The 22,398-nt window shown below is 39.6% G+C and carries 23 protein-coding genes; all 23 read left to right on the forward strand.

The features are described from left to right. The first annotated feature begins 158 nt into the window (after positions 1–158). The 23 genes from spoVT to dusB all read left to right on the forward strand — a co-directional run bounded on the left by spoVT (position 159) and on the right by dusB (position 22,312). Positions 159–695, forward strand: a complete 537-nt coding sequence (spoVT, locus tag RCG21_RS02865) for a stage V sporulation protein T (protein ID WP_026574028.1) — start codon at positions 159–161, stop codon at positions 693–695. A gap of 161 nt (positions 696–856) precedes the next feature. Then, positions 857–2,488, forward strand: coding sequence for a putative polysaccharide biosynthesis protein (locus RCG21_RS02870; protein WP_308914240.1), 1,632 nt, complete (start codon positions 857–859; stop codon positions 2,486–2,488). Beyond that, positions 2,475–3,938 (forward strand): bifunctional methyltransferase/pyrophosphohydrolase YabN, encoded by a 1,464-nt coding sequence (gene yabN / locus RCG21_RS02875; RefSeq protein WP_133339386.1) that lies wholly within the window; start codon positions 2,475–2,477, stop codon positions 3,936–3,938. Before RCG21_RS02870 ends, yabN begins: the two co-directional genes overlap by 14 nt. 15 nt (positions 3,939–3,953) lie before the next feature. Beyond that, a complete protein-coding gene (locus RCG21_RS02880) occupies positions 3,954–4,220 on the forward strand; it encodes an RNA-binding S4 domain-containing protein (protein ID WP_133339388.1) in 267 nt (88 codons plus the stop codon). 80 nt (positions 4,221–4,300) lie between these two features. Further along, complete coding sequence (gene yabP / locus RCG21_RS02885; protein WP_026574024.1) at positions 4,301–4,603, forward strand: sporulation protein YabP; 303 nt, start codon at positions 4,301–4,303, stop codon at positions 4,601–4,603. After that, positions 4,600–5,232: a spore cortex biosynthesis protein YabQ gene (gene yabQ, locus RCG21_RS02890; RefSeq protein WP_133339390.1), complete on the forward strand. Its 633-nt coding sequence runs from the start codon at positions 4,600–4,602 to the stop codon at positions 5,230–5,232. Before yabP ends, yabQ begins: the two co-directional genes overlap by 4 nt. Before the next feature lie 12 nt (positions 5,233–5,244). Further along, on the forward strand, positions 5,245–5,640 hold the full coding sequence (locus RCG21_RS02895; protein ID WP_133339392.1) for an FtsB family cell division protein: 396 nt from the start codon (positions 5,245–5,247) through the stop codon (positions 5,638–5,640). 83 nt (positions 5,641–5,723) lie between these two features. Then, positions 5,724–6,161: a S1 domain-containing RNA-binding protein gene (locus tag RCG21_RS02900; RefSeq protein WP_133339394.1), complete on the forward strand. Its 438-nt coding sequence runs from the start codon at positions 5,724–5,726 to the stop codon at positions 6,159–6,161. Between the two features lie 449 nt (positions 6,162–6,610). Continuing rightward, positions 6,611–9,085 (forward strand): stage II sporulation protein E, encoded by a 2,475-nt coding sequence (gene spoIIE, locus RCG21_RS02905; protein WP_133339396.1) that lies wholly within the window; start codon positions 6,611–6,613, stop codon positions 9,083–9,085. A gap of 96 nt (positions 9,086–9,181) precedes the next feature. Then, the gene (locus RCG21_RS02910; RefSeq protein WP_308914241.1) at positions 9,182–9,919 is read left to right on the forward strand and encodes a VWA domain-containing protein; all 738 of its coding nucleotides are present in this window, start codon (positions 9,182–9,184) and stop codon (positions 9,917–9,919) included. Further along, entirely contained in the window at positions 9,888–10,889 is a 1,002-nt protein-coding gene (prkT, locus tag RCG21_RS02915) for a serine/threonine protein kinase PrkT (protein ID WP_133339426.1), read from the forward strand. Before RCG21_RS02910 ends, prkT begins: the two co-directional genes overlap by 32 nt. A 317-nt stretch (positions 10,890–11,206) precedes the next feature. Continuing rightward, positions 11,207–12,592: a tRNA lysidine(34) synthetase TilS gene (gene tilS, locus RCG21_RS02920; RefSeq protein ID WP_133339400.1), complete on the forward strand. Its 1,386-nt coding sequence runs from the start codon at positions 11,207–11,209 to the stop codon at positions 12,590–12,592. Between the two features lie 26 nt (positions 12,593–12,618). Continuing rightward, positions 12,619–13,164: a hypoxanthine phosphoribosyltransferase gene (gene hpt / locus RCG21_RS02925; RefSeq protein ID WP_026574016.1), complete on the forward strand. Its 546-nt coding sequence runs from the start codon at positions 12,619–12,621 to the stop codon at positions 13,162–13,164. A 117-nt stretch (positions 13,165–13,281) separates the two neighbouring features. Further along, positions 13,282–15,231: an ATP-dependent zinc metalloprotease FtsH gene (gene ftsH, locus RCG21_RS02930; protein ID WP_133339402.1), complete on the forward strand. Its 1,950-nt coding sequence runs from the start codon at positions 13,282–13,284 to the stop codon at positions 15,229–15,231. 373 nt (positions 15,232–15,604) lie between these two features. Further along, positions 15,605–16,390 carry a type III pantothenate kinase gene (locus RCG21_RS02935; protein WP_026574014.1) on the forward strand — a complete coding sequence of 262 codons (786 nt, stop codon included), beginning with the start codon at positions 15,605–15,607 and terminating at the stop codon, positions 16,388–16,390. 14 nt (positions 16,391–16,404) lie between these two features. After that, positions 16,405–17,283, forward strand: coding sequence for an Hsp33 family molecular chaperone HslO (gene hslO, locus RCG21_RS02940; RefSeq protein ID WP_133339404.1), 879 nt, complete (start codon positions 16,405–16,407; stop codon positions 17,281–17,283). 23 nt (positions 17,284–17,306) lie between these two features. Further along, entirely contained in the window at positions 17,307–18,206 is a 900-nt protein-coding gene (locus tag RCG21_RS02945) for a peptidyl-prolyl cis-trans isomerase (RefSeq protein ID WP_133339406.1), read from the forward strand. A 148-nt stretch (positions 18,207–18,354) separates the two neighbouring features. Continuing rightward, positions 18,355–19,278, forward strand: coding sequence for a cysteine synthase A (gene cysK, locus RCG21_RS02950; RefSeq protein ID WP_133339408.1), 924 nt, complete (start codon positions 18,355–18,357; stop codon positions 19,276–19,278). A 130-nt stretch (positions 19,279–19,408) separates the two neighbouring features. Next, entirely contained in the window at positions 19,409–20,254 is an 846-nt protein-coding gene (gene folP / locus RCG21_RS02955; protein WP_133339410.1) for a dihydropteroate synthase, read from the forward strand. Continuing rightward, positions 20,247–20,606, forward strand: a complete 360-nt coding sequence (gene folB, locus RCG21_RS02960) for a dihydroneopterin aldolase (RefSeq protein ID WP_133339412.1) — start codon at positions 20,247–20,249, stop codon at positions 20,604–20,606. Before folP ends, folB begins: the two co-directional genes overlap by 8 nt. A 2-nt stretch (positions 20,607–20,608) precedes the next feature. Continuing rightward, positions 20,609–21,136 (forward strand): 2-amino-4-hydroxy-6-hydroxymethyldihydropteridine diphosphokinase, encoded by a 528-nt coding sequence (gene folK / locus RCG21_RS02965; protein WP_133339414.1) that lies wholly within the window; start codon positions 20,609–20,611, stop codon positions 21,134–21,136. After that, a complete protein-coding gene (locus tag RCG21_RS02970; protein ID WP_026574007.1) occupies positions 21,088–21,300 on the forward strand; it encodes a helix-turn-helix domain-containing protein in 213 nt (70 codons plus the stop codon). Before folK ends, RCG21_RS02970 begins: the two co-directional genes overlap by 49 nt. Before the next feature lie 19 nt (positions 21,301–21,319). Then, complete coding sequence (dusB, locus tag RCG21_RS02975) at positions 21,320–22,312, forward strand: tRNA dihydrouridine synthase DusB (RefSeq protein ID WP_133339416.1); 993 nt, start codon at positions 21,320–21,322, stop codon at positions 22,310–22,312. The last annotated feature ends 86 nt before the right edge of the window (positions 22,313–22,398 follow it).

Raw genomic sequence — 22,398 nt, forward strand, 5'->3', positions numbered from 1 at the left:
ACCTAAAAGGAAATTTTCTCACATATGTGAAAAAATATAACGATTGTGTATAGAACTTTCCAGATGAAAGATACTAAGTTCAAAGTTGGTGGTGATTATTACATAAGCATCATTACCAAGTTAGTTTAAATCATCAGATGAAAGTGAGGCAACATTGGATGAAAGCAACTGGAATAGTTCGTCGAATCGATGATTTGGGTCGTGTTGTCATACCGAAGGAAATTCGCAGAACATTAAGAATTCGTGAGGGGGACCCGTTAGAGATCTTTGTGGATCGAGACGGAGAAGTGATTTTAAAGAAGTATTCTCCAATTAGCGAATTAAGCGATTTTGCAAAAGAATATGCGGAAGCCCTTTTTGACAGCCTTGGAAATCCAGTACTAATTTGTGATAGAGATGCCTATATCGCTGTTGCTGGAGGTTCCAAAAAGGATTATTTAAATAAAAATATCAGTGATTTGGTTGAAAAGACGATGGAGGACCGTAATTCCGTTCTTGTCACTCAACAAGGTGATGTAGCCTTGTCAGATGGAAGTCCGGAAGCGATTTCATCATATACAATTGGGCCGATTATTGCAAATGGAGATCCGATTGGAGCAGTTATTATTTTCTCTAAAGAAGGAACAGTTGGAGAAGTTGAACAAAAAGCTGTTGAAACAGCAGCTGGATTCTTAGCAAGACAAATGGAGTCATAATTTTAGTTTTTTTAACGAAAGGACAGCGCTTGCTGTCTTTTTTCATGCACCAAATGAGGGCGCATCCTATGCTATAATACATGGGAGTTTATTTTTGTCTAGCTCCAGCGCTGATTATGGCGTATGTGCATTTCTGTTTGGAGGAAAAAATATTGAAGCCCGTGAATCAATCAAAGGCCCTTTTTCGAGGGGCTTTCATTTTAACGATTGCGGCCCTGGTTACCAAAATTCTGAGTGCCTTTTACCGCATCCCGTTTCAAAATATTGTCGGTGATGTTGGTTTTTACATATACCAGCAGGTGTACCCGTTTTATGGCATTGCCATGGTTCTTGCAACCACAGGATTTCCAGTCGTTATTTCAAAATTATATACGGAGCAAAAAGAAGCAGGTGACAATGGGAAGCCGCGGCTTTTGCTCCTTGGATCATTTCTATATTTGCAGATTTTTGGTTTCCTTTGTTTTTTAATCCTTTATACAGGGGCCCAGCCGATTGCCCTGTTAATGAATGACCCAAAGCTATCGATTCTTTTAAGGGTCGTTTCGATTGTATTTTTGACTTTTCCGATTGTAGCAGTATTAAGAGGCTATTATCAAGGGAATGGAGATATGGTTCCAACCGCCTTATCACAGGTAGGGGAACAAATTGCACGAGTGGTTACGATCATTTTCCTTGCCTATCTTTTTACACGGAAAGGCTACTCCCTCTACCTCGTCGGCGGGGGTGCGATGTTTGGATCGATTACAGGGAGTATTGTTTCCGCCCTTATTTTGTTTACATTTCTAAAGTTTCGCAAAGAATGGAAACAAGTAGGGCCAAAACAGAGAGCTGCTGGAAGTCTAAAAAGGGAAACAAAATGGATTTTCAAGGAGTTACTGTTTCAAGGACTGACCATCTGTATCAGTGGAATGTTGATGATCTTTATACAATTAGGTGACTCCTTAAACCTATACTCTCTACTTGTTTCAAACGGTACGGAAGAAAGTTTGGCGAAAAGCTTAAAAGGCATCTTTGACCGAGGACAGCCGCTAATCCAATTGGGGACTGTTGCGGCCTCATCCTTGTCATTATCACTTGTGCCGCTAATTACTAGCGGGAGATTAAAAGAGCAGCCTGGCCTTTTACATCAAAAAATTCAGCTGGCAATGAGGATTAGTCTTGTCATTGGAATAGGAGCTTCTGCAGGTCTATGGGCTATTATTAAACCAACGAATACGATGCTTTTTGAAAATGGATCCGGCTCATCGGTATTAGGAGTCCTAAGTTTTGTTATTTTATTTACTTCGCTCATTTCGACCATGATTGCGATTATGCAGGGAATGGGAGTCTTGCTTTTTCCCGCCTTAATAGTTGTTCTTTCATTTCCGATAAAATATGGACTAAATTTGATTTTTTGTCCCTTGTTTGGCATCATGGGGGCAGCGATTTCAACAATTATTACACTGTTCATAATTAATTTCCTGCTATATTTAAAGTTTAAAAACTTGATGAATGCTCCTGTTTTTACCATCCGTTTTGTTCGAACGATTCTGACTGCGGCCATCGTGATGGCAGGCTTTTTAAAAGGATATTTATATTTAACTAATTTTCTATTTCTTTCCCATATGGAGGTACGAGTTGGGTCCGCCTTTCAAGCTTTAAGCGGAGTTTTATTGGGAGGAATTTTATTTTTGGTGATTGTGATCCGCGGGAAGGTCTTTTTAGTAGAAGATTTAGCGTTTTTCCCGTTTGGAAGTAAATTAATTCGGTTATTGCCTAGAAAAGGTGAGGGGTTAAGATATGAAAAAAATTGAGATACTGGGTTTGGGTGCCGGGGATTTGGAGCAGCTCCCGTTAGGTGTGTATAAAAAATTAATTCAATCTGAACATGTTTATTTACGGACAAAAGAGCACCCGGTTGTGGCTGAATTGGAAAAAGAGGGTTTTCAATATATTTCATTTGATTCTATCTATGAAAAACATGATCAATTTGAGGAAGTATATCAGGAGATTACTGCATCCTTGTTAAGTAAGGCTAAAACAGATCCGGTCGTATATGCTGTTCCTGGACATCCGCTTGTCGCGGAGCGTGCTGTTCAACTTTTATTAGAGCAAGGTCCAGAAGAGGGGATTGAAATTGTAATTGGCGGGGGCCAGAGTTTTATTGATGCCTTATTTCAATCATTAAGAATTGATCCAATCGATGGATTTCAATTGCTCGATGGAACGGCACTCAGCAGCGGTCAGCTCCAAATGGGACAGCATATGATCATAAGTCAGGTTTATGATCAATTTGTTGCTTCAAATGTAAAATTATCTTTAATGGAATGTTTGCCGGATGAATATGAGGTATATCTTGTTACAGCTGCAGGGAGCAGTCAGGAAAAGATTGAGAAACTGCCATTATATGAGCTTGACCGCAATGTTGGCATCAATAACCTTACATCCGTTTATGTACCGCCTGTACAAGACGAAAAGATCTTATTTAAGACCTTTTCAAAGCTTCGGGATATAATTGCGGAGTTACGCGGGCCGAATGGCTGTCCATGGGATAAGGAACAAACACATGAATCACTTAAGAAATATTTAATTGAAGAATCCTACGAAGTGATTGAAGCGATTGATGAAGAGGATTTTGATCATTTAATTGAAGAATTGGGTGACGTTCTCCTGCAGGTCCTGTTGCATGCCCAAATAGGCGAGGATGAAGGTTACTTTTCCATCGACGATGTGATTGAAGGGATTTCAGCAAAAATGGTTCGACGACATCCCCATGTTTTTGGAAATGTGAAGGCAGAAAACTCAAAGGAAGTACTACAAAATTGGCAGGAAATTAAAAAGCAGGAAAAGGGGGAACAGCCGGATTCCATCCTTTCAGGAGTTTCAAAATCCATACCCAATTTGATTCGGGCCTATGAGCTGCAAAAGAAAGCAGCAAAGGTTGGGTTTGACTGGCAGGATATTGCCCCAGCTTTCGAGAAAGTGAAAGAAGAGCTTCAGGAATTTGAAGATGAGTTGAATGGTAAGGATAAAGAGCTAAAGTTAGCCAAACGAGAGTTTGGTGACTTATTGTTTGCTTTTGTTAATGTAGCTAGGTTTTTAGACATTCATCCAGAAGAGGCTTTATTTGAAACAAATGAGAAATTCATCCGCCGTTTTCGGTTTATTGAAGAAAAAGTAAAGGAAAGCGGGAAATCATTTGAGGAATTTACTCTTGAAGAGCTTGACCTATTTTGGGATGAAGCGAAAGCCAAGGGATTATAGAATGGGGGAGTAATAATGCGTTTAGATAAATTTTTGAAAGTTTCAAGATTGATTAAAAGACGGACATTAGCAAAAGAAGTATCAGATCAGGGGAGAATTGAGATTAATGGAAAAGAGGCAAAAGCCAGCTCAACCGTTAAGGCGGGGGATGAGTTAACCATTCGCTTGGGTCAAAGAATAGTAACGGCAAGAATTGATCGAATCCAGGAAACATCCCGTAAAGAAGAAGCAGCTGAGATGTATACAATCCTAAAAGAAGAAAAAATAGGCTCGCAAGAATAGAGTAGGTGCTTGTTCTATTTCTTTTATCTCTCACATAACATGTACAAAAAGGTTTGTACAACTGACTGTGAGGGATGAAGATGAGCCAATATTATGATGTCAATACAACAAAGAGCAGCGTTCCAGAACATGATGTGATTATGCGGGGAAGAAAGCTTTTAGACATTACAGGCGTAAAACAGGTGGAAAGTTTTGATAACGAAGAATTTTTATTAGAAACTGTCATGGGGTTTTTGGCCATCAAAGGACAAAATCTGCAAATGAAAAATCTCGATGTGGAAAAGGGGATTGTTTCAATTAAGGGCAAAATCTTTGATTTAGTCTATTTAGATGAACAGCATGGGGAGAAAGCTAAAGGATTCTTTAGCAAGTTATTCCGATGACACTTTCCACTCAATTTCTAACGATGCTCTCCATGATTGGAATGGGTGCATTATTTGGAGTAATGTTTGATACCTATCAGCGGTTTTTAGATCGGCCAAGGAGGAATCGCTTCATCGTATTTGTAAATGACGTCCTATTTTGGATTATTCAAGCATTACTCATATTTTACACTTTATTCCAGGTGAATAATGGAGAAATTCGCTTTTATATCTTTATTGCCCTTCTTTGTGGCTTTGCTGGATATCAAGGGCTTTTTAAAGGGCCATATCTCCGCCTACTGGAATTACTGATCAAAGCCGTTATTTCCATTTACCGCTTCCTTAAACATTCATTTTTGATGGTAATCTATAAGCCTATTGTGGGTCTTATAAAACTAGTCATTTTTATGGTTATTTTCCTTGGCAGGGGCCTTTATACCCTTGTCAAATTTATTTTAAAGGTTGTATGGTTGGTTATAAAAGTCATTGTCATACCCGTTCAAAAAATATTGCTATTAATTTGGAGACTTTTGCCGAAAGGTCTTAAAAAATCCGTCGATAAGTTATATAATAGAACAGCAGGAAAATTCAAGAAATTAAAGAATTATATTGTTAAGTGGATAGATAAGTGGAAAAAGCGTAAACAGTAAGGAGGTTATGAAATGAGCGCGGTACGCAAAAAAAATGTAGCAAAGATTCAATCAACGTATGTAGAGCAGCAAGAGTTTGCTGAAATTGCAACAGCTAGAAAAAGAAAGTTAGTCGTACGCCGCCTTTCGTTGTTTTTAGTTTTTGCGATTTTCGTTTCTTATTTCATGATTTCCAGCATTCTAACGCAGGCTTCCATGATAGATGCAAAAAAGGCACAAAAAAAACAGCTTGGTCATAAGCTTGCTGAATTAAAAAAACAGCAGGATATCCTTAAGGAGGATATTGTGAAATTAAATGATGATGATTACATTGCTAAATTAGCGAGAAAAGAATATTTTTTCTCAAAGAAAAATGAAATTATCTTTAATATTCCGGAAAACAAAAAGGAAAAATCAACCGGTAACTAGTCTTATTGACACTGTTTTTTTACTTTCTGTATAATATAAGGTAAGATTGATTTTTTATTTTTTTAAGGAGGAACATTTTTTTTATGTCAATTGAAGTAGGCAGCAAGTTACAAGGAAAGGTAACAGGGATTACAAATTTCGGAGCGTTTGTGGAGCTGCCGGATGGATCAACAGGGCTCGTACACATTAGTGAGGTTGCAGACAACTATGTAAAAGATATCAATGATCATCTTAAGGTTGGAGACCAAGTTGAGGTCAAAGTCATTAATGTTGAAAAGGATGGAAAAATTGGACTATCCATCAAAAAAGCAAAAGATAGACCAGAGGCACCTCAAAGATCTCATTCAAATTCGCATTCACAACGTCCTCGTCAGGGTAGAACGAACGATCGCAATAACTCTAGACCAGAAAACTTTGAAACAAAAATGGCTAAATTTTTAAAAGATAGCGAGGATCGTTTATCTTCCCTAAAACGACACACAGAGTCAAAACGTGGAGGAAGAGGAGCTAGACGAGGATAACTTGCTGCTTGTTTATTGAAGAATAAAGAGCAGGTTCATTTAAAATATAGATCAACAATGACAAGTCATTATGACTTGTCTTTTTGTTTAGGTTTTGTTACGCTTGCCCGTTGATTTCCGCTCCATGTGCTTCGCTTTCCGCGGGCGGTTTCGGGGAGCCTCCTCATCGCTTCGCTCCTGTGGGGTCTCCCCTGACCCGTACTCCCGCAGGAGCGAAGCGCCTTCCACTCCAATCAACTTAGTTAGTAAATTAACACTGACCATTAATACAGTCGAATTCCCTGTTTATGCAAAATTCCGACAATTATTATAATATTTCAGATTATTTGGATAAATTTAGTGGATACCGTCGAACGAAACTTATATATTCGTTCAATCTTTTGACAAACTTTTAACCCTATCAACTTTATAATAGTTGGCAACGATGAATTAATAGGGGAGTGTGAGATATGGAAAAGCCAAACGCTAGTTTAATAGAGCCGATCGGAGAAGTCAACCTACATTCATCCAAATGGGAGTGGGAGAAGGGAGTGAGAAAACTCCAAAACTATTTGGAGTCCTTTTTTATTAAAAAGGGATACCTCCTGTTATTAGTAGGATTTTTGCTTGGACGAGCTTTAATCTTGTCCAAACTTACTCCATTCAGTCTCCCTTTTTTCGCAGCCGTATATTTAATCAAAAGGGATCGCGCACCGCTTGCGTTAGTTGGATTAATTGCAGGAGCTGCGACATTATCGATTGAAAATGCCGGTTTTACTTTTGTAGCGGTCCTGCTATTTCTAGTCGTTTTCCGGATAGGAGAAAAATGGGTAAAGAGCGGAATAAAATCCTTGCCGTTTTTTGTCGGAATTATCTTAGGCCTAGGAAAATTAATTGAATCCTTCCTGATGACAGGGCAATTGACATTTTATGATGGAATGATGGCCGCTGTGCAGGCCAGCCTATCATTTATTTTAACGTTGATCTTTTTGCAAAGCATTCCGTTATTAACTGTAACCAAACGCAGGCAGTTATTAAAAACGGAGGAAATTATCGGTTTAATTATTATGCTGGCTTCGATTATGACCGGAACCATTGGCTGGCAGGTATATGATCTTTCTGTTGAACATATTATGTCGAGATATCTTGTTTTAGTCTTTTCTTTTATTGCCGGTGCAACGGTGGGTTCAACCGTTGGGGTGGTAACTGGGTTAATTTTTAGCCTGGCAAGTGTGTCTAGCTTTACCCATATGAGTTTACTAGCATTCTCGGGTGTATTAGGCGGTTTATTAAAAGAGGGGAAAAAAATCGGTGTATCGATAGGATTATTAATTGCTACTCTCTTAATCGGTATGTACGGAGAAGGAGGCGGGTCTTTATCGCAAACTTTATTGGAGTCAGCAGCAGCCATTCTTTTATTCCTCTTAACACCACAGGTTTTCACCTCAAGACTAGCTAAGTATATTCCGGGAACTTCGGAATACACAGCTGAACAACAAAAATACATGAGAAAGATGCGGGATGTTACGGCACAGCGCGTCTCCCAATTTTCTAATGTTTTTTCCGCCTTATCCAATAGTTTTTCACAAATGGATGTAGAGTCAAGCGAAGAAGAGAATATGAGAGAGATGGATTACTTTATGAGTAATGTAACGGAAAAAACGTGCCAAACCTGCTTTAAAAAAGAACAATGCTGGGCAAAGAATTTTAATACAACCTATTCATATATGGAAGAAATTATTCATGAAATGGATCAAAACGAGGGGTCTATTCCAACAAAACTTACGAGAGAGTGGGACAAGTATTGTACCAGGTCGAAAAGAGTTTATGATGTCATACAGACCGAGCTTACTTTCTTCCAGGCTAATCAAAAATTAAAGAAACAAGTAAGAGAAAGCAGAAGATTAGTGGCTGACCAGCTTCAAGGTGTTTCCGAGGTAATGGAGAATTTTTCGAAGGAAATTCAGCGTGAGCGGGAAAACCATTATAGGCAGGAAGAGCAAATCATGGAGGCACTTCAGGATTTTGGCATACAAATTGAACAGGTTGAAATTTACAGCCTTGAACAAGGAAATGTTGATATTGAAATGACCATTCCTTTTTACAATAGCCATGGGGAGTGCGAAAAATTGATTGCCCCGATGCTGTCGGATATTCTTGGTGAAACCATTGTTGTCCAAAAGGAAGATTCCACAGAGTACTTAAATGGGCTTTGTCATGCGAATTTCCGTTCTTCAAAAAAGTTTATTGTACAAACGGGGGTAGCCCATGCGGCTAAGGATGGCGGCTTTATTTCAGGCGATAGTTACTCAGAAATTGAACTTGGCTTAGGTAAGTACGCTATTGCCATTAGTGATGGAATGGGAAATGGCGAAAGGGCACATTATGAAAGTAATGAGACGATTCAACTTTTGCAAAAAATCCTGCAAACAGGTATTGAGGAACAAGTAGCAATTAAATCAATTAACTCAATTCTATCCCTAAGGACAACAGATGAAATTTTTTCAACATTAGACCTTGCCATGATAGATCTGCAGAATGCATCAGCAAAATTTTTGAAGATTGGTTCAACACCAAGTTTTATTAAACGGGGGAATAAAATTATCAAAATTCAAGCCAGCAATTTGCCAATTGGGATGCTTGAGGAATTCGAAGTCGATGTTGTCAGTGAACAGCTAAAGGCAGGCGATTTGTTAATTATGATGAGCGATGGAGTTTTTGAAGGACCAAGGCATGTCGAAAATTATGAGCTTTGGATGAAACGGAAAATTCAGGAATTACAAACGGACGATCCACAGGAAGTAGCGGATTTAATCATGGAAGAAGTTATTCGCACAAGCTCTGGATTTATTGATGATGATATGACCGTAACAGTGGCCAAAATAAAACATAATACTCCTAAATGGGCCAGCATCCCTGTGCAAAAAATGAAAAAACGAGCCTAAACGGCTTAATTTGCACAACTAAGTCCCTAAATATGTATAATTCATCTCCTTCCCGTCGAAAATGGTAACAATTCATGATGTGGAGGGAGAATGGTTATGTATTCAGGGAAAATCCGCCAAATATTATTGATAACTTATGGGTGCTCCAATCATGGTGAAGATCCAATTGCCATGGCAGCACTTGCAAAAGAAGAAGGAATTACGGTGAATGTAATCGGTGTTATGGACCATGACGTGATTGATGAAAAGGGTATGACAGAAATTGAAGGTATTGCCTTATCTGGCGGTGGAGTCAGCCAAATCGTCTATGCAGAACGGCTGGCCCATACCGTGCAAATGGTAACGAGGAAAGCGATGACCCAAACTCTCCAAGGAGTTATCAACAAAGAGCTAAAACAGATTTTGGGTAACTCACATACGATTGAAGATCTGCCTCCAGAAAAGCGCGGCGAGGTAATGGAGGTTGTCGATGAATTAGGTGAGACTGTCGAATTAGAGGTGTTGATTCTTGTCGATACAAGCGCAAGCATGAAACACAAGCTTCCGACCGTTAAAGAAGCGATTCTAGACCTATCCATCAGCTTAAATGCAAGAACGGGAGATAATTATTATTCCGTTTACGTATTTCCTGGGAAAAAGAATAATGTCGAAATGTTGCTGGATTGGACGCCAAAACTACAATCTTTGACAAGCATCTTTTCACAGCTGTCTACTGGTGGCATTACGCCAACAGGGCCGGCACTCAGGACAGCTTTATCTGCCTTTAATCAAAAACAATCATTAAGGAGCCTGCTTTCTCGTGATGATGAATCATACTTTGAAGAGTCAATGTAAGGTTAGCCCTGGCACAGTCATTTCAGGTAAATGGCATTCAAATCAATATACCATTTTGAAGGAACTGGGATATGGAGCAAACGGAGTGGTTTATCTCGCGAATCATAAAAACACTCAGGTAGCTTTGAAAATGAGTGATAATGGATTGTCGATTACCTCTGAGGTAAATGTTTTAAAATCCTTTGCAAAGGTCCAAGGGTCTGCCCTCGGGCCTTCTTTGCTTGATGTTGATGATTGGAAGTCAAATCGCGGACAGGTGTCCTTTTATGTAATGGAGTTTATAAAGGGACCTGATTTACTAACGTTTATTGAACAGAAAGGGAAATCATGGATTGTAGTATTAATGTTACAGCTCTTAAGCGATCTTGAGAAGCTGCACCAAAATGGATGGGTGTTCGGGGATTTAAAGCCTGAAAACTTAATTGTTACCGGCCCCCCTCCAAAAATTAGATGTATTGATGTGGGTGGTACAACCATTGCTGGAAGGGCTATTAAAGAGTTTACGGAATTTTATGATCGTGGATACTGGGGCCTTGGTTCAAGAGTAGCCGAGCCTTCTTACGACCTTTTTTCATTGGCAATGATTATGATTAATACCGCCTATCCGAAGCGCTTTACAAAAACGACAGGGGGACTATCACAATTAACAGAGGCAATCCGGCAGAAGCCTGAGCTTCATTCCTTGGAAAAAGTAATGGTAAATGCACTAAAAGGACAATATACAAATGCGAGACAAATGAGACAGGATCTGTTGGCTTTATTAACGGATGAGCCGCTCCCTAAGAACCGAAAAGTGTCAAAAGCAGCTGCCAACAATAGTTCGAGCCCAGTACCTGATCTTAATAAAAACAATCCAAAAACAAGGCAGCAATATCGAAAGAAAAAGAAAAAAACAGGCTGGATTGAAACAGGAGTTATAGCAGCAGTATTTATTATTTTCTATGTGGTCATTATTTTTAAATTTTTTTGAAACTATTGAGAGTTTCATTCGTAATTAAAATGTAACAAATTAAGAAAATACAGCAGTTAATGAAGACATTGTTTTTGATAGTTCAAATACAAAAGTGGTAAGCTAATAAGAAAAGCGAAAGCGCCTTCGGAACAAGCAGAGTTTGTTCCTGCGATGGTTATTCGAAGAAGCTTTCTTTAGTGTTCAGGGGCGACAAGTGCTGGAGGGCCTGACGGTGAAGTTTGTTCTTGACTTCATCGGTAGAACCGAAGCAACCTCGAGTCCCTAGGCGCTGTAGCTAGACGGTTATCAAAGTTAAAAAAAGAGGAAGAAGCAATATGTTGGAACCGAAGGTAATGGAGTTTCTTAGCCGCCACTTCTTTTCATTAAAAAGTAAAAAAATCATTGTTGGTGTTTCAGGGGGACCTGATTCTCTTGCGCTACTACATTTCCTTTGGGGGCAAAAGGATAAAAGAAACCTTTCGATTGTTGCGGCCCATGTCGACCATATGTTTCGCGGGCAAGAATCCCTCGATGATGCTTTATTTGTCAAGGATTATTGTAAGCAGCACGATATTCCCTTTGAAATGTCCCGAATCAATATTCCACTGATAATGGAAAGAACAGGGAATAGCTCACAGGTCGCGGCTAGAGAGGAACGATATAAATTTTTTGAAACCATCATGGAAAAATACGACTATCCTTATTTGGCACTTGCGCACCATGGTGATGATCAAATTGAAACGATGCTCATGCGAATGACAAGGGGGAGTACTGGAAAAGCGCGGGCTGGTATCCCCTTTACCCGTCCTTTTCATAGAGGTATGATTTTTCGCCCCTTTCTAACCTTGACAAAGGAGGAGATTGAACAGTACTGCAGGGAAAATCAACTCACACCGCGTATAGACCCAAGTAATAAAAAAAGTATTTATAGCAGAAATAGATTTCGAAAAGAAGTTCTACCGTTTTTAAAGATGGAAAATCCAAATGTTCATGAACATTTTCAACGTTTTAGTGAAGATTTACAAAGTGACGAGGCATTTCTTCAGGAATTAACTGTCCAAAACATGAATAAAGTAATGACAATAAGGGAAAAGTCCAAAATTAGCATGGACATAAAACCGTTTCTTGATATGCCTTTACCTTTACAAAGGAGAGGTATTCAACTAATATTAAACTATCTTTACAAAGAAAAACCTGCATCTCTTTCTGCTGTACATATTGAACAGATTTTCTCAATCATTTACCATTCAGGACCATCAGGAAAACTGAATTTCCCAAACGGACTGATGGTTATTAGGTCCTATCAGACCATGTCCTTCCAATTTGAGGATTCAAGTGTACAGAATTATTACTATGTAGTACACGATGATTCAAAGATTGATTTACCAGATGGGGGGAGTATCAGGGTTAAGCTTGTTCATAAAGAACCTTCAGAATATGACTCTAACTCGGCAATCTTTAATGCAGCAAGGATTAAGTGGCCGATTGTGATTCGGACAAGGAAAAATGGAGACCGAATGTCTTTAAAAGGAATGTCAGGAACGAGGAAATTAAAGGATATATTCATTGATTATAAAGTTCCCCTTCAAGAACGGGACACTTGGCCGGTTATTACAGATGGAGACCATTCCATTATCTGGCTTCCTGGTTTAAAAAAATCAGCAATGGAAGGCACCGATTCCTCTGCAAAACAATATTTACTACTCACATATAAAACGTAATGATTTTTCTAGGGGGCACAAGAAGAATGAAACAAGATATTGAAAAGGTGTTAATTTCAGAAGAAGAAATTCAGGAAAAAGTCAGGGGATTAGGGGCAGAGCTTACCGAAGAATACAAAGATCGTTTCCCGCTTGCCATCGGTGTTTTGAAAGGTGCTATGCCTTTTATGGCGGACTTATTAAAACATATGGATTGCTACCTTGAAATGGATTTCCTGGATGTATCCAGCTACGGTAACTCAATGACTTCCTCAGGAGAAGTGAAAATCCTTAAGGACTTAGATACTTCAGTTGAAGGAAGAGATATCTTAATTATTGAAGATATTATCGATAGTGGACTTACATTAAGCTATTTAGTCGATCTTTTCCGTTATCGGAAGGCGAAGTCCATTAAAATTGTCACTTTGCTTGATAAACCAACAGGAAGGAAAAGTGATATTCAGGCAGATTATGTCGGATTTATTGTCCCGGATGCCTTTGTTGTGGGCTACGGATTGGACTATGCCGAGAAATACCGGAACCTTCCATATATTGGGGTTTTGAAACCTGAAGTATACAGTAACAACCTTTAAGCAAAACTTAAGGAAGACATTCTTCAATGTCCTGAAGAAAGTGTAATTCCTTGAATTGGAATGATTTTCTATGATACTATTTAATATAGTTTGTTTACCCGTGGGAGGAGGTAAGGGATGAATCGGATTTTCCGTAATACCATCTTTTATTTATTAATATTTTTAGTCATCATTGGTGTTGTCAGCTTCTTTAATGGAAGCAACGAGCCGACTGATCATATTTCATATGATAAGTTCGTTTCCCAATTAGAGAAGGGTGAAGTTAAGTCATTCTCCATGCAGCCTGAACGAGGTGTTTTTGAAGTTCGGGGACAGTTTAACGATGGAAAAGATAAAAACTTCTTAACCTATATACCAAACAGTGAAAAAATTCTTGATCGAATTGACCGTGCAAAAACAACAAATGTGGATGTGTTGCCAGCTAAAGAAACTAGCGGATGGGTTACCTTCTTCACTTCCATTATTCCGTTTGTGATTATTTTTATCTTATTTTTCTTTTTATTGAACCAGGCACAGGGCGGCGGCAGCCGAGTTATGAATTTTGGTAAGAGCAAAGCCAAGCTCTATAACGATGATAAGAAAAAGGTTCGTTTTAGAGATGTAGCCGGTGCAGATGAAGAAAAACAAGAATTAGTCGAAGTAGTTGAGTTTTTAAAAGACCCTCGTAGATTTGCCGAACTTGGTGCCCGTATTCCAAAAGGGGTATTGCTTGTCGGACCTCCAGGGACAGGTAAAACGCTTCTTGCAAGGGCAACAGCTGGTGAAGCCGGCGTACCATTCTTTTCAATAAGTGGTTCTGACTTTGTTGAAATGTTTGTTGGGGTCGGTGCATCTCGTGTTCGTGATTTGTTTGAAAATGCGAAGAAAAATGCTCCGTGTATCATTTTCATTGACGAGATTGATGCGGTAGGCCGTCAGCGTGGTGCTGGATTAGGCGGTGGCCATGACGAGCGTGAGCAAACCTTGAACCAATTGCTTGTTGAAATGGACGGCTTTGGTGCAAATGAAGGAATTATAATTATTGCTGCAACAAACCGTGCAGATATTTTGGACCCTGCGTTACTTCGTCCAGGCCGTTTTGACCGTCAAATTACTGTTGATCGTCCGGATGTTATTGGACGTGAGGCAGTACTTAAAGTCCATGCACGCAATAAACCATTAGATGATTCTGTAAACTTGAAAAACATTGCTATGCGTACACCGGGCTTTTCAGGTGCAGATTTAGAGAATTTATTAAATGAGGCCGCCTTAGTTGCAGCCCGTGCAAATAAGAAAAAAATCGATATGGAAGATATCGATGAAGCAACGGATCGGGTAATTGCTGGTCCTGCTAAAAAGAGCCGTGTTATTTCTGAAAAAGAACGCAATATTGTAGCATTCCATGAGAGTGGTCATACAGTGATTGGTTTAGTTTTAGATGAAGCAGACATGGTCCATAAGGTTACAATTGTTCCACGTGGGCAAGCTGGCGGCTATGCTGTAATGCTTCCACGAGAAGACCGCTACTTTATGACAAAGCCTGAGTTGCTTGATAAAATTACCGGTTTGTTGGGTGGCCGAGTTGCTGAAGAGATTGTATTTGGTGAGGTAAGTACAGGCGCGCACAATGACTTCCAACGTGCTACAGGGATTGCGCGAAGAATGGTTACTGAGTTTGGAATGAGTGATAAGCTCGGTCCATTGCAATTTGGTCAAGCGCAAGGACAGGTATTCTTGGGGCGTGACCTGCACAATGAGCAAAATTATTCTGACGCAATTGCTTACGAAATCGACCTTGAAATTCAACGAATTATTAAAGAGTGTTATGAGAGAGCGAGAACGATTCTAACGGAAAATCGTGATAAGTTAAATCTTATTGCCAATACTCTTCTTGAGGTCGAAACCCTTGTTGCTGAACAAATCAAATATTTGGTTGAAAACGGAAAGATGCCTGATAGTTCCGTGGCTCTTGAAAGTGTTCATATTGGTCCGAAAAAAGTGGAGGATGTAAAAGTAAACATCAACACCAAAAAGGACGAACAAGTTGACCTAACAAAAACAGATGATCCTGATAACGAGCAAAAGTAAATAAGAAAAAGAGTGCTTCCTATGAAGCACTCTTTTTTGTTGGCTATGTAAAAGAACAATGTTGATTTTTAAACAAAGTTGATTGGAGCGGAAGGCACGAAGACCCTGTGGGAGTACGGGGTAGAGGAGACCCCACAGGAGCAAAGCGACGAGGAGGCTCCCTAGACCGTCCACGAACCGCTTGTGCCTGGAGTGGAAATCAACAACCAAGTTTAACAGAGCCTTTTTGTTATAACTTTAGGTAAGTCAACCAAGCCTCTTGAAACGTCCATAAGGACTCGCAAACGACGAGTTTTCTTTACATGACCTAACATAATTATGTTATTATGTTTTCAGTGTGAGAAATGATAAATCTGTAAAGTGAGTGATAGATTTGATTTTTGTCTTTGATGTGGGGAATACAAATATTGTATTGGGTGTTTATGAGGAGGATGAACTAAAATATCACTGGCGGATTGAAACGAATCGCAATCGTACAGAAGATGAATTCGGAATGATCATCAAATCCTTGTTTGACCACTCAAAATTAAGTTTTTCAAAAATTGACGGAATCATTATCTCTTCTGTTGTTCCACCAATTATGTTTGCATTAGAGCGGATGTGTCAAAAATATTTCCATATAAAGCCGCTTGTAGTGGGGCCGGGAATCAAAACTGGGCTTAATATTAAATATGAAAACCCAAGGGAAGTAGGAGCTGACAGGATTGTAAATGCAGTTGCGGCGATTCACGAATATGGAAGTCCACTTATTATTGTTGATTTTGGAACGGCAACTACTTATTGCTATGTAAATGAAGAGCGTCAATATATGGGAGGGGCGATTGCTCCTGGAGTAGGTATTTCAACAGAGGCCCTTTACTCAAGAGCTGCGAAGCTTCCGAGAATTGAAATAGCACGTCCGGAAGGGGTTATTGGGAAAAATACAGTTGCAGCCATGCAGGCTGGTATTGTTTATGGGTATGTTGGTCAAGTTGAGGGTATTGTAAGAAGGATGATCGAGCAAAGTGAAAAAAAGCCAACGGTTATTGCTACTGGGGGGTTATCTAATTTAATTGCTCAGGAATCAAAGATTATTGACATTGTTGACCCATTTTTAACTTTAAAGGGACTGCAGTTAATCTATAAACGAAATATAGATTCGTTTCACCATAACAACTAGAGGGGAGTCTGAAAATGAACGATTATCTTGTAAAAGCACTTGCCTTTGACGGGCACGTACGTGCATATGCTGTTCGTACAACGGACATTGTGAGTGAAGCACAGCGCCGGCACGATACATGGAGAACTGCCTCTGCAGCATTAGGGAGATCCCTTACAGCTGGAGTCATGATGGGGGCGATGCTAAAGGGCGAAGAAAAATTAACCATTAAAATTGAAGGGGACGGCCCGTTAGGACCAATTCTTGTTGACAGTAATGCCAAAGGAGAGGTCCGCGGATATGTAACGCATCCCCATGTTGACTTTGAAGCGAATGCCCATGGAAAGCTTGATGTCCGCCGTGCGGTCGGCACTGCAGGGTCATTAACGGTTATTAAGGATATTGGTCTCCGCGACTTTTTCTCTGGACAGGTTCCGCTTGTTTCAGGAGAATTAGGGGAGGATTTCACCTACTACTTTGCTACTTCCGAGCAAATTCCATCTTCAGTCGGTGTAGGCGTTTTGGTGAATCCGGACGACTCGATTTTAGCTGCTGGAGGGTTTATTCTTCAATTAATGCCAGGAATTGAAGATGCAGCGATAACAAAAATGGAAGAACGATTAAAAACGATACCGCCTGTTTCTAAATTAATTGAAAAGGGGCTTACCCCTGAAGAAATCTTAGGAGAACTCTTTGGTGATGAGCCCGTTAATATCCTGGAAAATATGCCAGTAAAATTCCAATGTACATGCTCAAAAGAGCGATTCTCTAATGCCATACTCGGATTAGGTACTGCTGAAATTACTGCAATGATTGAAGAAGATGGACAAGCTGAAGCACATTGTCATTTCTGCAATGAAAAGTATCTTTTTACAAAAGAAGAATTGGAAGAACTAAACAGGCGGGCAAAATAAGCAGGGGCATTGGGGGAAAAAAGTTGAGGAGAAAGCAACTCTGGTTTTTAATCGCTGCCCTAATTATGGTTAATTGCTTAACAATAGCCTTTTTTCTCGCAAAAGGGAATACGGCAAATGGAGCCGGCTTAAAAAAAGATGTCGTGGCAACGGTAGGGAAAAAGGGGATTTTAAGGCAGGATTGGCTGAATGAATTAGAAGCACGGTATGGTAAAGATGTGCTAAAAGATATGATTGATCAAAAGGTCATTAAAGAAATGGCAAAAAAGTATAAAATAACGGTTTCTAATCAGGATGTCGAAAGGGAATTTAGAATGATTCAAACCACTTATCGTTCATCCAACGAAAAAAAGCAGGAAGACGAGAAAAGGTGGAAAGAACAAATTCGGAATAGTTTATTGCTCGAAGAAATCTTGACAAAGGACGTTGCCGTTTCTGATCAGGAAAGGAAAAACTATTTTAACCAGAATAAAGACCTGTTTGATATCCCGTCTGCCTTTCATTTGTCTCAGATTATCGTAAAAACAGAAGCGGAAGCAGAAAAATCATTAAAGGAGCTTTCGCAGGGGTCAAGCTTTTCAACGATGGCAATGGAGCGCTCTATCGATGAATTCTCTGCTAATGATGGTGGAGATATTGGGTACATAACAGAGGATGATGACCGTTATCCTTTGGAATATGTTCTAACCGCGAAAACATTAAAAGCCGGGGAATGGAGTAAGCCTGTTAAGGTGGAACAAGGTTATGCAATCATTAAGTTAGAAGGTAAAATAAAAGGGGAATCGTATTCTTATCAAGAAGTAAAAGAGGAAATCCGCCGGCAAATTGCCCTCGAACAAATGAAGGTGCCAGCATCAGCTAGAACTTTTTGGGATGAGGCGAAGGTAAGCTGGTTCTACGGAAAAGAAAAATCAAACGACTAACCACAGAAAATAATTTTCTGTGGTTTTTGCATTCATAAAATTTTAACAATTTCGTGAATGAAATCAATTGACAAAAGGAGCCTGAAACTGTTAAATTGTTTATAAATCCAATAAAAATACTCGGAATAGAGAGCTGGGGGTAAGTATAATGGTTCGTGTTGCAAATTCAGTTGCCGGATTAATCGGTCAAACACCAATTGTAAAATTAAACAGATTAGTAGATGAGAACAGTGCAGAAGTTTATCTGAAATTAGAGTATTTTAACCCTGGAAGCAGCGTTAAAGATCGTATTGGTTTAGCGATGATTGAGGCTGCAGAAGAACAAGGTCTTATTGCACCAGGAAGAGATACTATTATCGAACCAACAAGTGGAAACACTGGTATTGGTCTTGCGATGGTTGCTGCTGCAAAAGGATATAAAGCTATTTTTGTAATGCCTGAGACAATGAGTTTAGAAAGAAGAAATCTTCTTCGTGCATACGGTGCAGAGCTTGTATTAACACCTGGGCCGGAAGGAATGAAAGGTGCTATCGCAAGAGCTGAAGCGCTCGCTGCAGAACACGGATATTTTGTGCCGCAGCAATTCCAAAATCAAGCAAATCCAGAGGTTCACAAACGTACTACAGGACCTGAAATCGTAGCGCAAATGGAGCAGTTAGATGGCTTCGTTTCTGGAATTGGTACTGGCGGAACCATCACTGGTGCTGGAAGCGTTCTTCGTGAACATTATCCAAATATTAAAATTTATGCGGTTGAACCAAAAGATTCAGCTATTTTATCAGGTGGAAAACCAGGGCCTCACAAGCTTCAAGGTCTTGGTGCCGGATTTGTACCTGACACATTAAACACAGATATTTATGATGAAGTGATTCAAATTACAACAGAAGAGGCATTCGAATATGCTCGCCGTGCGGCCAGAGAAGAAGGCATCCTTGGTGGTATTTCTTCAGGTGCGGCAATCGCTGCGGCGGTCAAAGCTGCAAAAGAGCTTGGAAAAGGGAAAAAGGTTTTAGCAATTATTCCTGATAATGGGGAGCGCTACCTAAGTACACCACTTTACCAGCTTGACTAACTGTTAAATCCAATAAGGTGATGGCTACATTAGCCACACCTTATTTTTTTGCACTGATATTAAAAATTCGTGTATGATAATGACAGCATATTAAACCAAAGAAATGAGAATCATCATGGAGGATAACAGAATGAATAAAGCTGGGATACAAAAAATTGAATGTGGAAAGCATACACTAGACTTTGGTCAAAAAACCATGATCATGGGTGTTTTAAATATTACACCCGATTCATTCTCTGATGGCGGAAAATTTAATGATCTGAATAAGGCATTAGAGCATGCTTATGAAATGGTCCAAAATGGAGCAGATATCATTGATATTGGCGGTGAATCAACACGCCCTGGTTATGAAGTCATTTCTGAAGATGAAGAAATTGAAAGAGTCGTTCCTATTATTGATGCGATATCCAAGCAGATTCCTGTTCCGATCTCCATCGATACGTATAAAGCAAGAGTAGCTGAGCAGGCCCTTAAAGCAGGAGCTCATATCATTAATGATATTTGGGGAGCAAAGGCTGATGAAAAAATGGCTGGGGTAGCTGCACAGTTTGATGTACCTATCATTCTGCAACATAATCGCAATGAACGGAATTATAATAATTTTATTCGGGATGTTATGAACGATCTATTTGAAAGCATTTCAATTGTAAAAAAAGCAGGGGTTCGTGATGAGATGATTATTTTGGATCCCGGTATAGGTTTTGCGAAGAATTACCAAGAAAATCTAGAGATGATGAGGGAACTAGAAACATTAACATCCATCGGATATCCAGTCTTATTGGGAACCTCACGAAAAAGAATGATTGGAGAAGCCTTGGATTTGCCAGTTAATGAAAGACTGGAAGGCACTGGAGCAACCGTTTGTTTTGGAATTCAGAAAGGGTGTCATATTGTCAGGGTTCATGATGTAAAAGAAATGAGCAGGATGGCAAAAATGATGGATGTGCTCATGGGAAAGGGGAATGTCCTTGGATAAAATATATTTAAATCAAATGGAGTTTTATGGTTATCATGGCGTTTTTCCCGAAGAAAATCGGCTCGGTCAGCGTTTCATCGTTGATTTAATCATTTCCTTGGATTTAAAAAAGGCTGGGGAAACGGATGAACTAGAGTATTCGGTCCATTATGGTGAGCTTTTTCAATTATGCCAAAAAATCGTTGAGGGAGAGCCCTATAAGCTTTTGGAAACTGTTGCGGAAAACATTGCAGCGAGTGTGTTAAAGGAGTTCGTCCTTGTTAATGATGTAACGGTAAAAATGATAAAACCTGACCCACCAATTCCAGGCCATTACAAGTCTGTTGCAGTAGAAATTACAAGGAGAAGATAATGGTGGAAAATACAGCATTTATTGCCCTTGGCTCAAACATGGGAAACCGATATGATTATTTAGGACAAGCTATTAAGCTTTTGTCAGATGTTCCAAAAATAGAGTTAGTAAATTGTTCCTCTGTTTATGAAACAGATCCGGTTGGCTATGAGGATCAGGATTTATTTTTGAATATGGTAATCGAGATAAAGACTGAGTTCAACGCCTATGAACTATTAGATATCTGTTTAAAAACAGAGCAGCAACTTGGAAGAAAGCGGGAGATAAAATGGGGGCCAAGAACAATAGACCTTGACATTCTCATGTATAATCAAGAAAATATTGAAACAGAGAACCTCATCGTCCCTCATCCCCGAATGCATGAAAGGGCATTTGTTATCGTACCGTTATTGGAGATTCAGCCAGACATGATCATTCCAGGGATGGAAAAACCACTTCAAACATCATTAGATGAATTACCTGATAAAGAAGGAGTCCGGATATGGAAGCGGAAAAATGGGGAAGACGCATTCGAGCCTATCGGAAGCTAAAGGGATTTACACAGGAGAGCTTTTCGAAGGAATTAGGTGTTTCAGTATCAATTTTGGGAGAGATTGAGAGGGGCAATCGGCTTCCGCCAAGCGATTTGCTGACCAGAATTGCTCAATCCTTAAATATAACGATTGATGAATTAGCGCCGCCAAAAGAGACATAGGAAATGGAGGTACTTTTACATGTTGAAAATTGGCGATATTGAAATGAAAAACCAGGTAGTTTTAGCACCAATGGCCGGTGTTTGTAACTCTGCATTCCGTCTGACCGTTAAAGAGTTTGGCGCAGGATTAGTATGTGCTGAAATGGTTAGTGATAAAGGAATTAATTTTAGAAACGAAAAAACGATGAATATGCTTTACATCGACGAGCGGGAGAAACCGTTAAGCCTGCAAATTTTTGGAGGGGAAAAGGAATCGCTCGTAGAAGCAGCTCAATTTGTTGATAAAAATACCAATGCAGACATTATTGATATTAATATGGGATGTCCAGTTCCGAAAATTACAAAGTGTGATGCAGGGGCAAAATGGCTTTTAGATCCTAATAAAATTTATGAAATGGTTGCTGCTGTGGTTGATGCAGTTGAAAAGCCGGTAACGGTTAAAATGCGGATGGGCTGGGATGAAGAGCATATTTATGCTGTTCAAAACGCCCAGGCAGTTGAACGTGCCGGTGGAAAGGCTGTTTCGCTTCATGGCCGTACGCGTGTCCAAATGTATGAAGGAAAAGCAAACTGGGATATTATTCGTGAGGTAAAACAATCGATAACTATTCCGCTTATAGGAAATGGTGATGTCCAGACGCCACAGGATGCGAAAAAAATGCTTGAGGAAACCGGCTGTGACGGAGTGATGATTGGACGAGCAGCACTAGGTAACCCTTGGATGATTTACCGTACGGTCCAATTTCTTGAAACAGGCAAGCTTTTGGGTGAACCATCTGTTCGGGAAAAAATTGATGTTTGTATTCTTCACTTAGATCGCTTAATTGCCCTCAAGAATGAGAATATCGCTGTCCGTGAAATGCGCAAGCATGCAGCTTGGTATTTAAAAGGAATCCGAGGAAACGGTAAGGCGCGAAATGGCGTCAATGAGTGTAATACCCGTGAAGAATTGGTCACTCTTTTAAATGGTTTAGTAGCAGAAGCGGAAGAAAAAGAAGTGACAGTCGGATAAAAGCTTGAGTTTCCAATTTGGCTTATCTATAATTGCTTTGTAGCTGCCAGTAATATGCTGGCAGTTTTTATCTATGTTTTAAACAT

The organism is Bacillus salipaludis (genome assembly GCF_030938565.1).
Classification (GTDB): Bacteria; Bacillota; Bacilli; order Bacillales; family Cytobacillaceae; genus Neobacillus; species Neobacillus salipaludis_A.

Excerpts from the sequence above, each read along its gene's own strand:
- spoVT (WP_026574028.1), top strand. The coding sequence starts at position 159 with ATGAAAGCAACTGGAATAGTTCGTCGAATCGATGATTTGGGTCGTGTT.
- yabN (WP_133339386.1), top strand. The coding sequence starts at position 2,475 with ATGAAAAAAATTGAGATACTGGGTTTGGGTGCCGGGGATTTGGAGCAG.
- RCG21_RS02880 (WP_133339388.1), top strand. The coding sequence starts at position 3,954 with ATGCGTTTAGATAAATTTTTGAAAGTTTCAAGATTGATTAAAAGACGG.
- yabP (WP_026574024.1), top strand. The coding sequence starts at position 4,301 with ATGAGCCAATATTATGATGTCAATACAACAAAGAGCAGCGTTCCAGAA.
- yabQ (WP_133339390.1), top strand. The coding sequence starts at position 4,600 with ATGACACTTTCCACTCAATTTCTAACGATGCTCTCCATGATTGGAATG.
- RCG21_RS02895 (WP_133339392.1), top strand. The coding sequence starts at position 5,245 with ATGAGCGCGGTACGCAAAAAAAATGTAGCAAAGATTCAATCAACGTAT.
- RCG21_RS02900 (WP_133339394.1), top strand. The coding sequence starts at position 5,724 with ATGTCAATTGAAGTAGGCAGCAAGTTACAAGGAAAGGTAACAGGGATT.
- spoIIE (WP_133339396.1), top strand. The coding sequence starts at position 6,611 with ATGGAAAAGCCAAACGCTAGTTTAATAGAGCCGATCGGAGAAGTCAAC.
- RCG21_RS02910 (WP_308914241.1), top strand. The coding sequence starts at position 9,182 with ATGTATTCAGGGAAAATCCGCCAAATATTATTGATAACTTATGGGTGC.
- prkT (WP_133339426.1), top strand. The coding sequence starts at position 9,888 with ATGATGAATCATACTTTGAAGAGTCAATGTAAGGTTAGCCCTGGCACA.
- tilS (WP_133339400.1), top strand. The coding sequence starts at position 11,207 with ATGTTGGAACCGAAGGTAATGGAGTTTCTTAGCCGCCACTTCTTTTCA.
- hpt (WP_026574016.1), top strand. The coding sequence starts at position 12,619 with ATGAAACAAGATATTGAAAAGGTGTTAATTTCAGAAGAAGAAATTCAG.
- ftsH (WP_133339402.1), top strand. The coding sequence starts at position 13,282 with ATGAATCGGATTTTCCGTAATACCATCTTTTATTTATTAATATTTTTA.
- hslO (WP_133339404.1), top strand. The coding sequence starts at position 16,405 with ATGAACGATTATCTTGTAAAAGCACTTGCCTTTGACGGGCACGTACGT.
- cysK (WP_133339408.1), top strand. The coding sequence starts at position 18,355 with ATGGTTCGTGTTGCAAATTCAGTTGCCGGATTAATCGGTCAAACACCA.
- folP (WP_133339410.1), top strand. The coding sequence starts at position 19,409 with ATGAATAAAGCTGGGATACAAAAAATTGAATGTGGAAAGCATACACTA.
- RCG21_RS02970 (WP_026574007.1), top strand. The coding sequence starts at position 21,088 with ATGGAAGCGGAAAAATGGGGAAGACGCATTCGAGCCTATCGGAAGCTA.
- dusB (WP_133339416.1), top strand. The coding sequence starts at position 21,320 with ATGTTGAAAATTGGCGATATTGAAATGAAAAACCAGGTAGTTTTAGCA.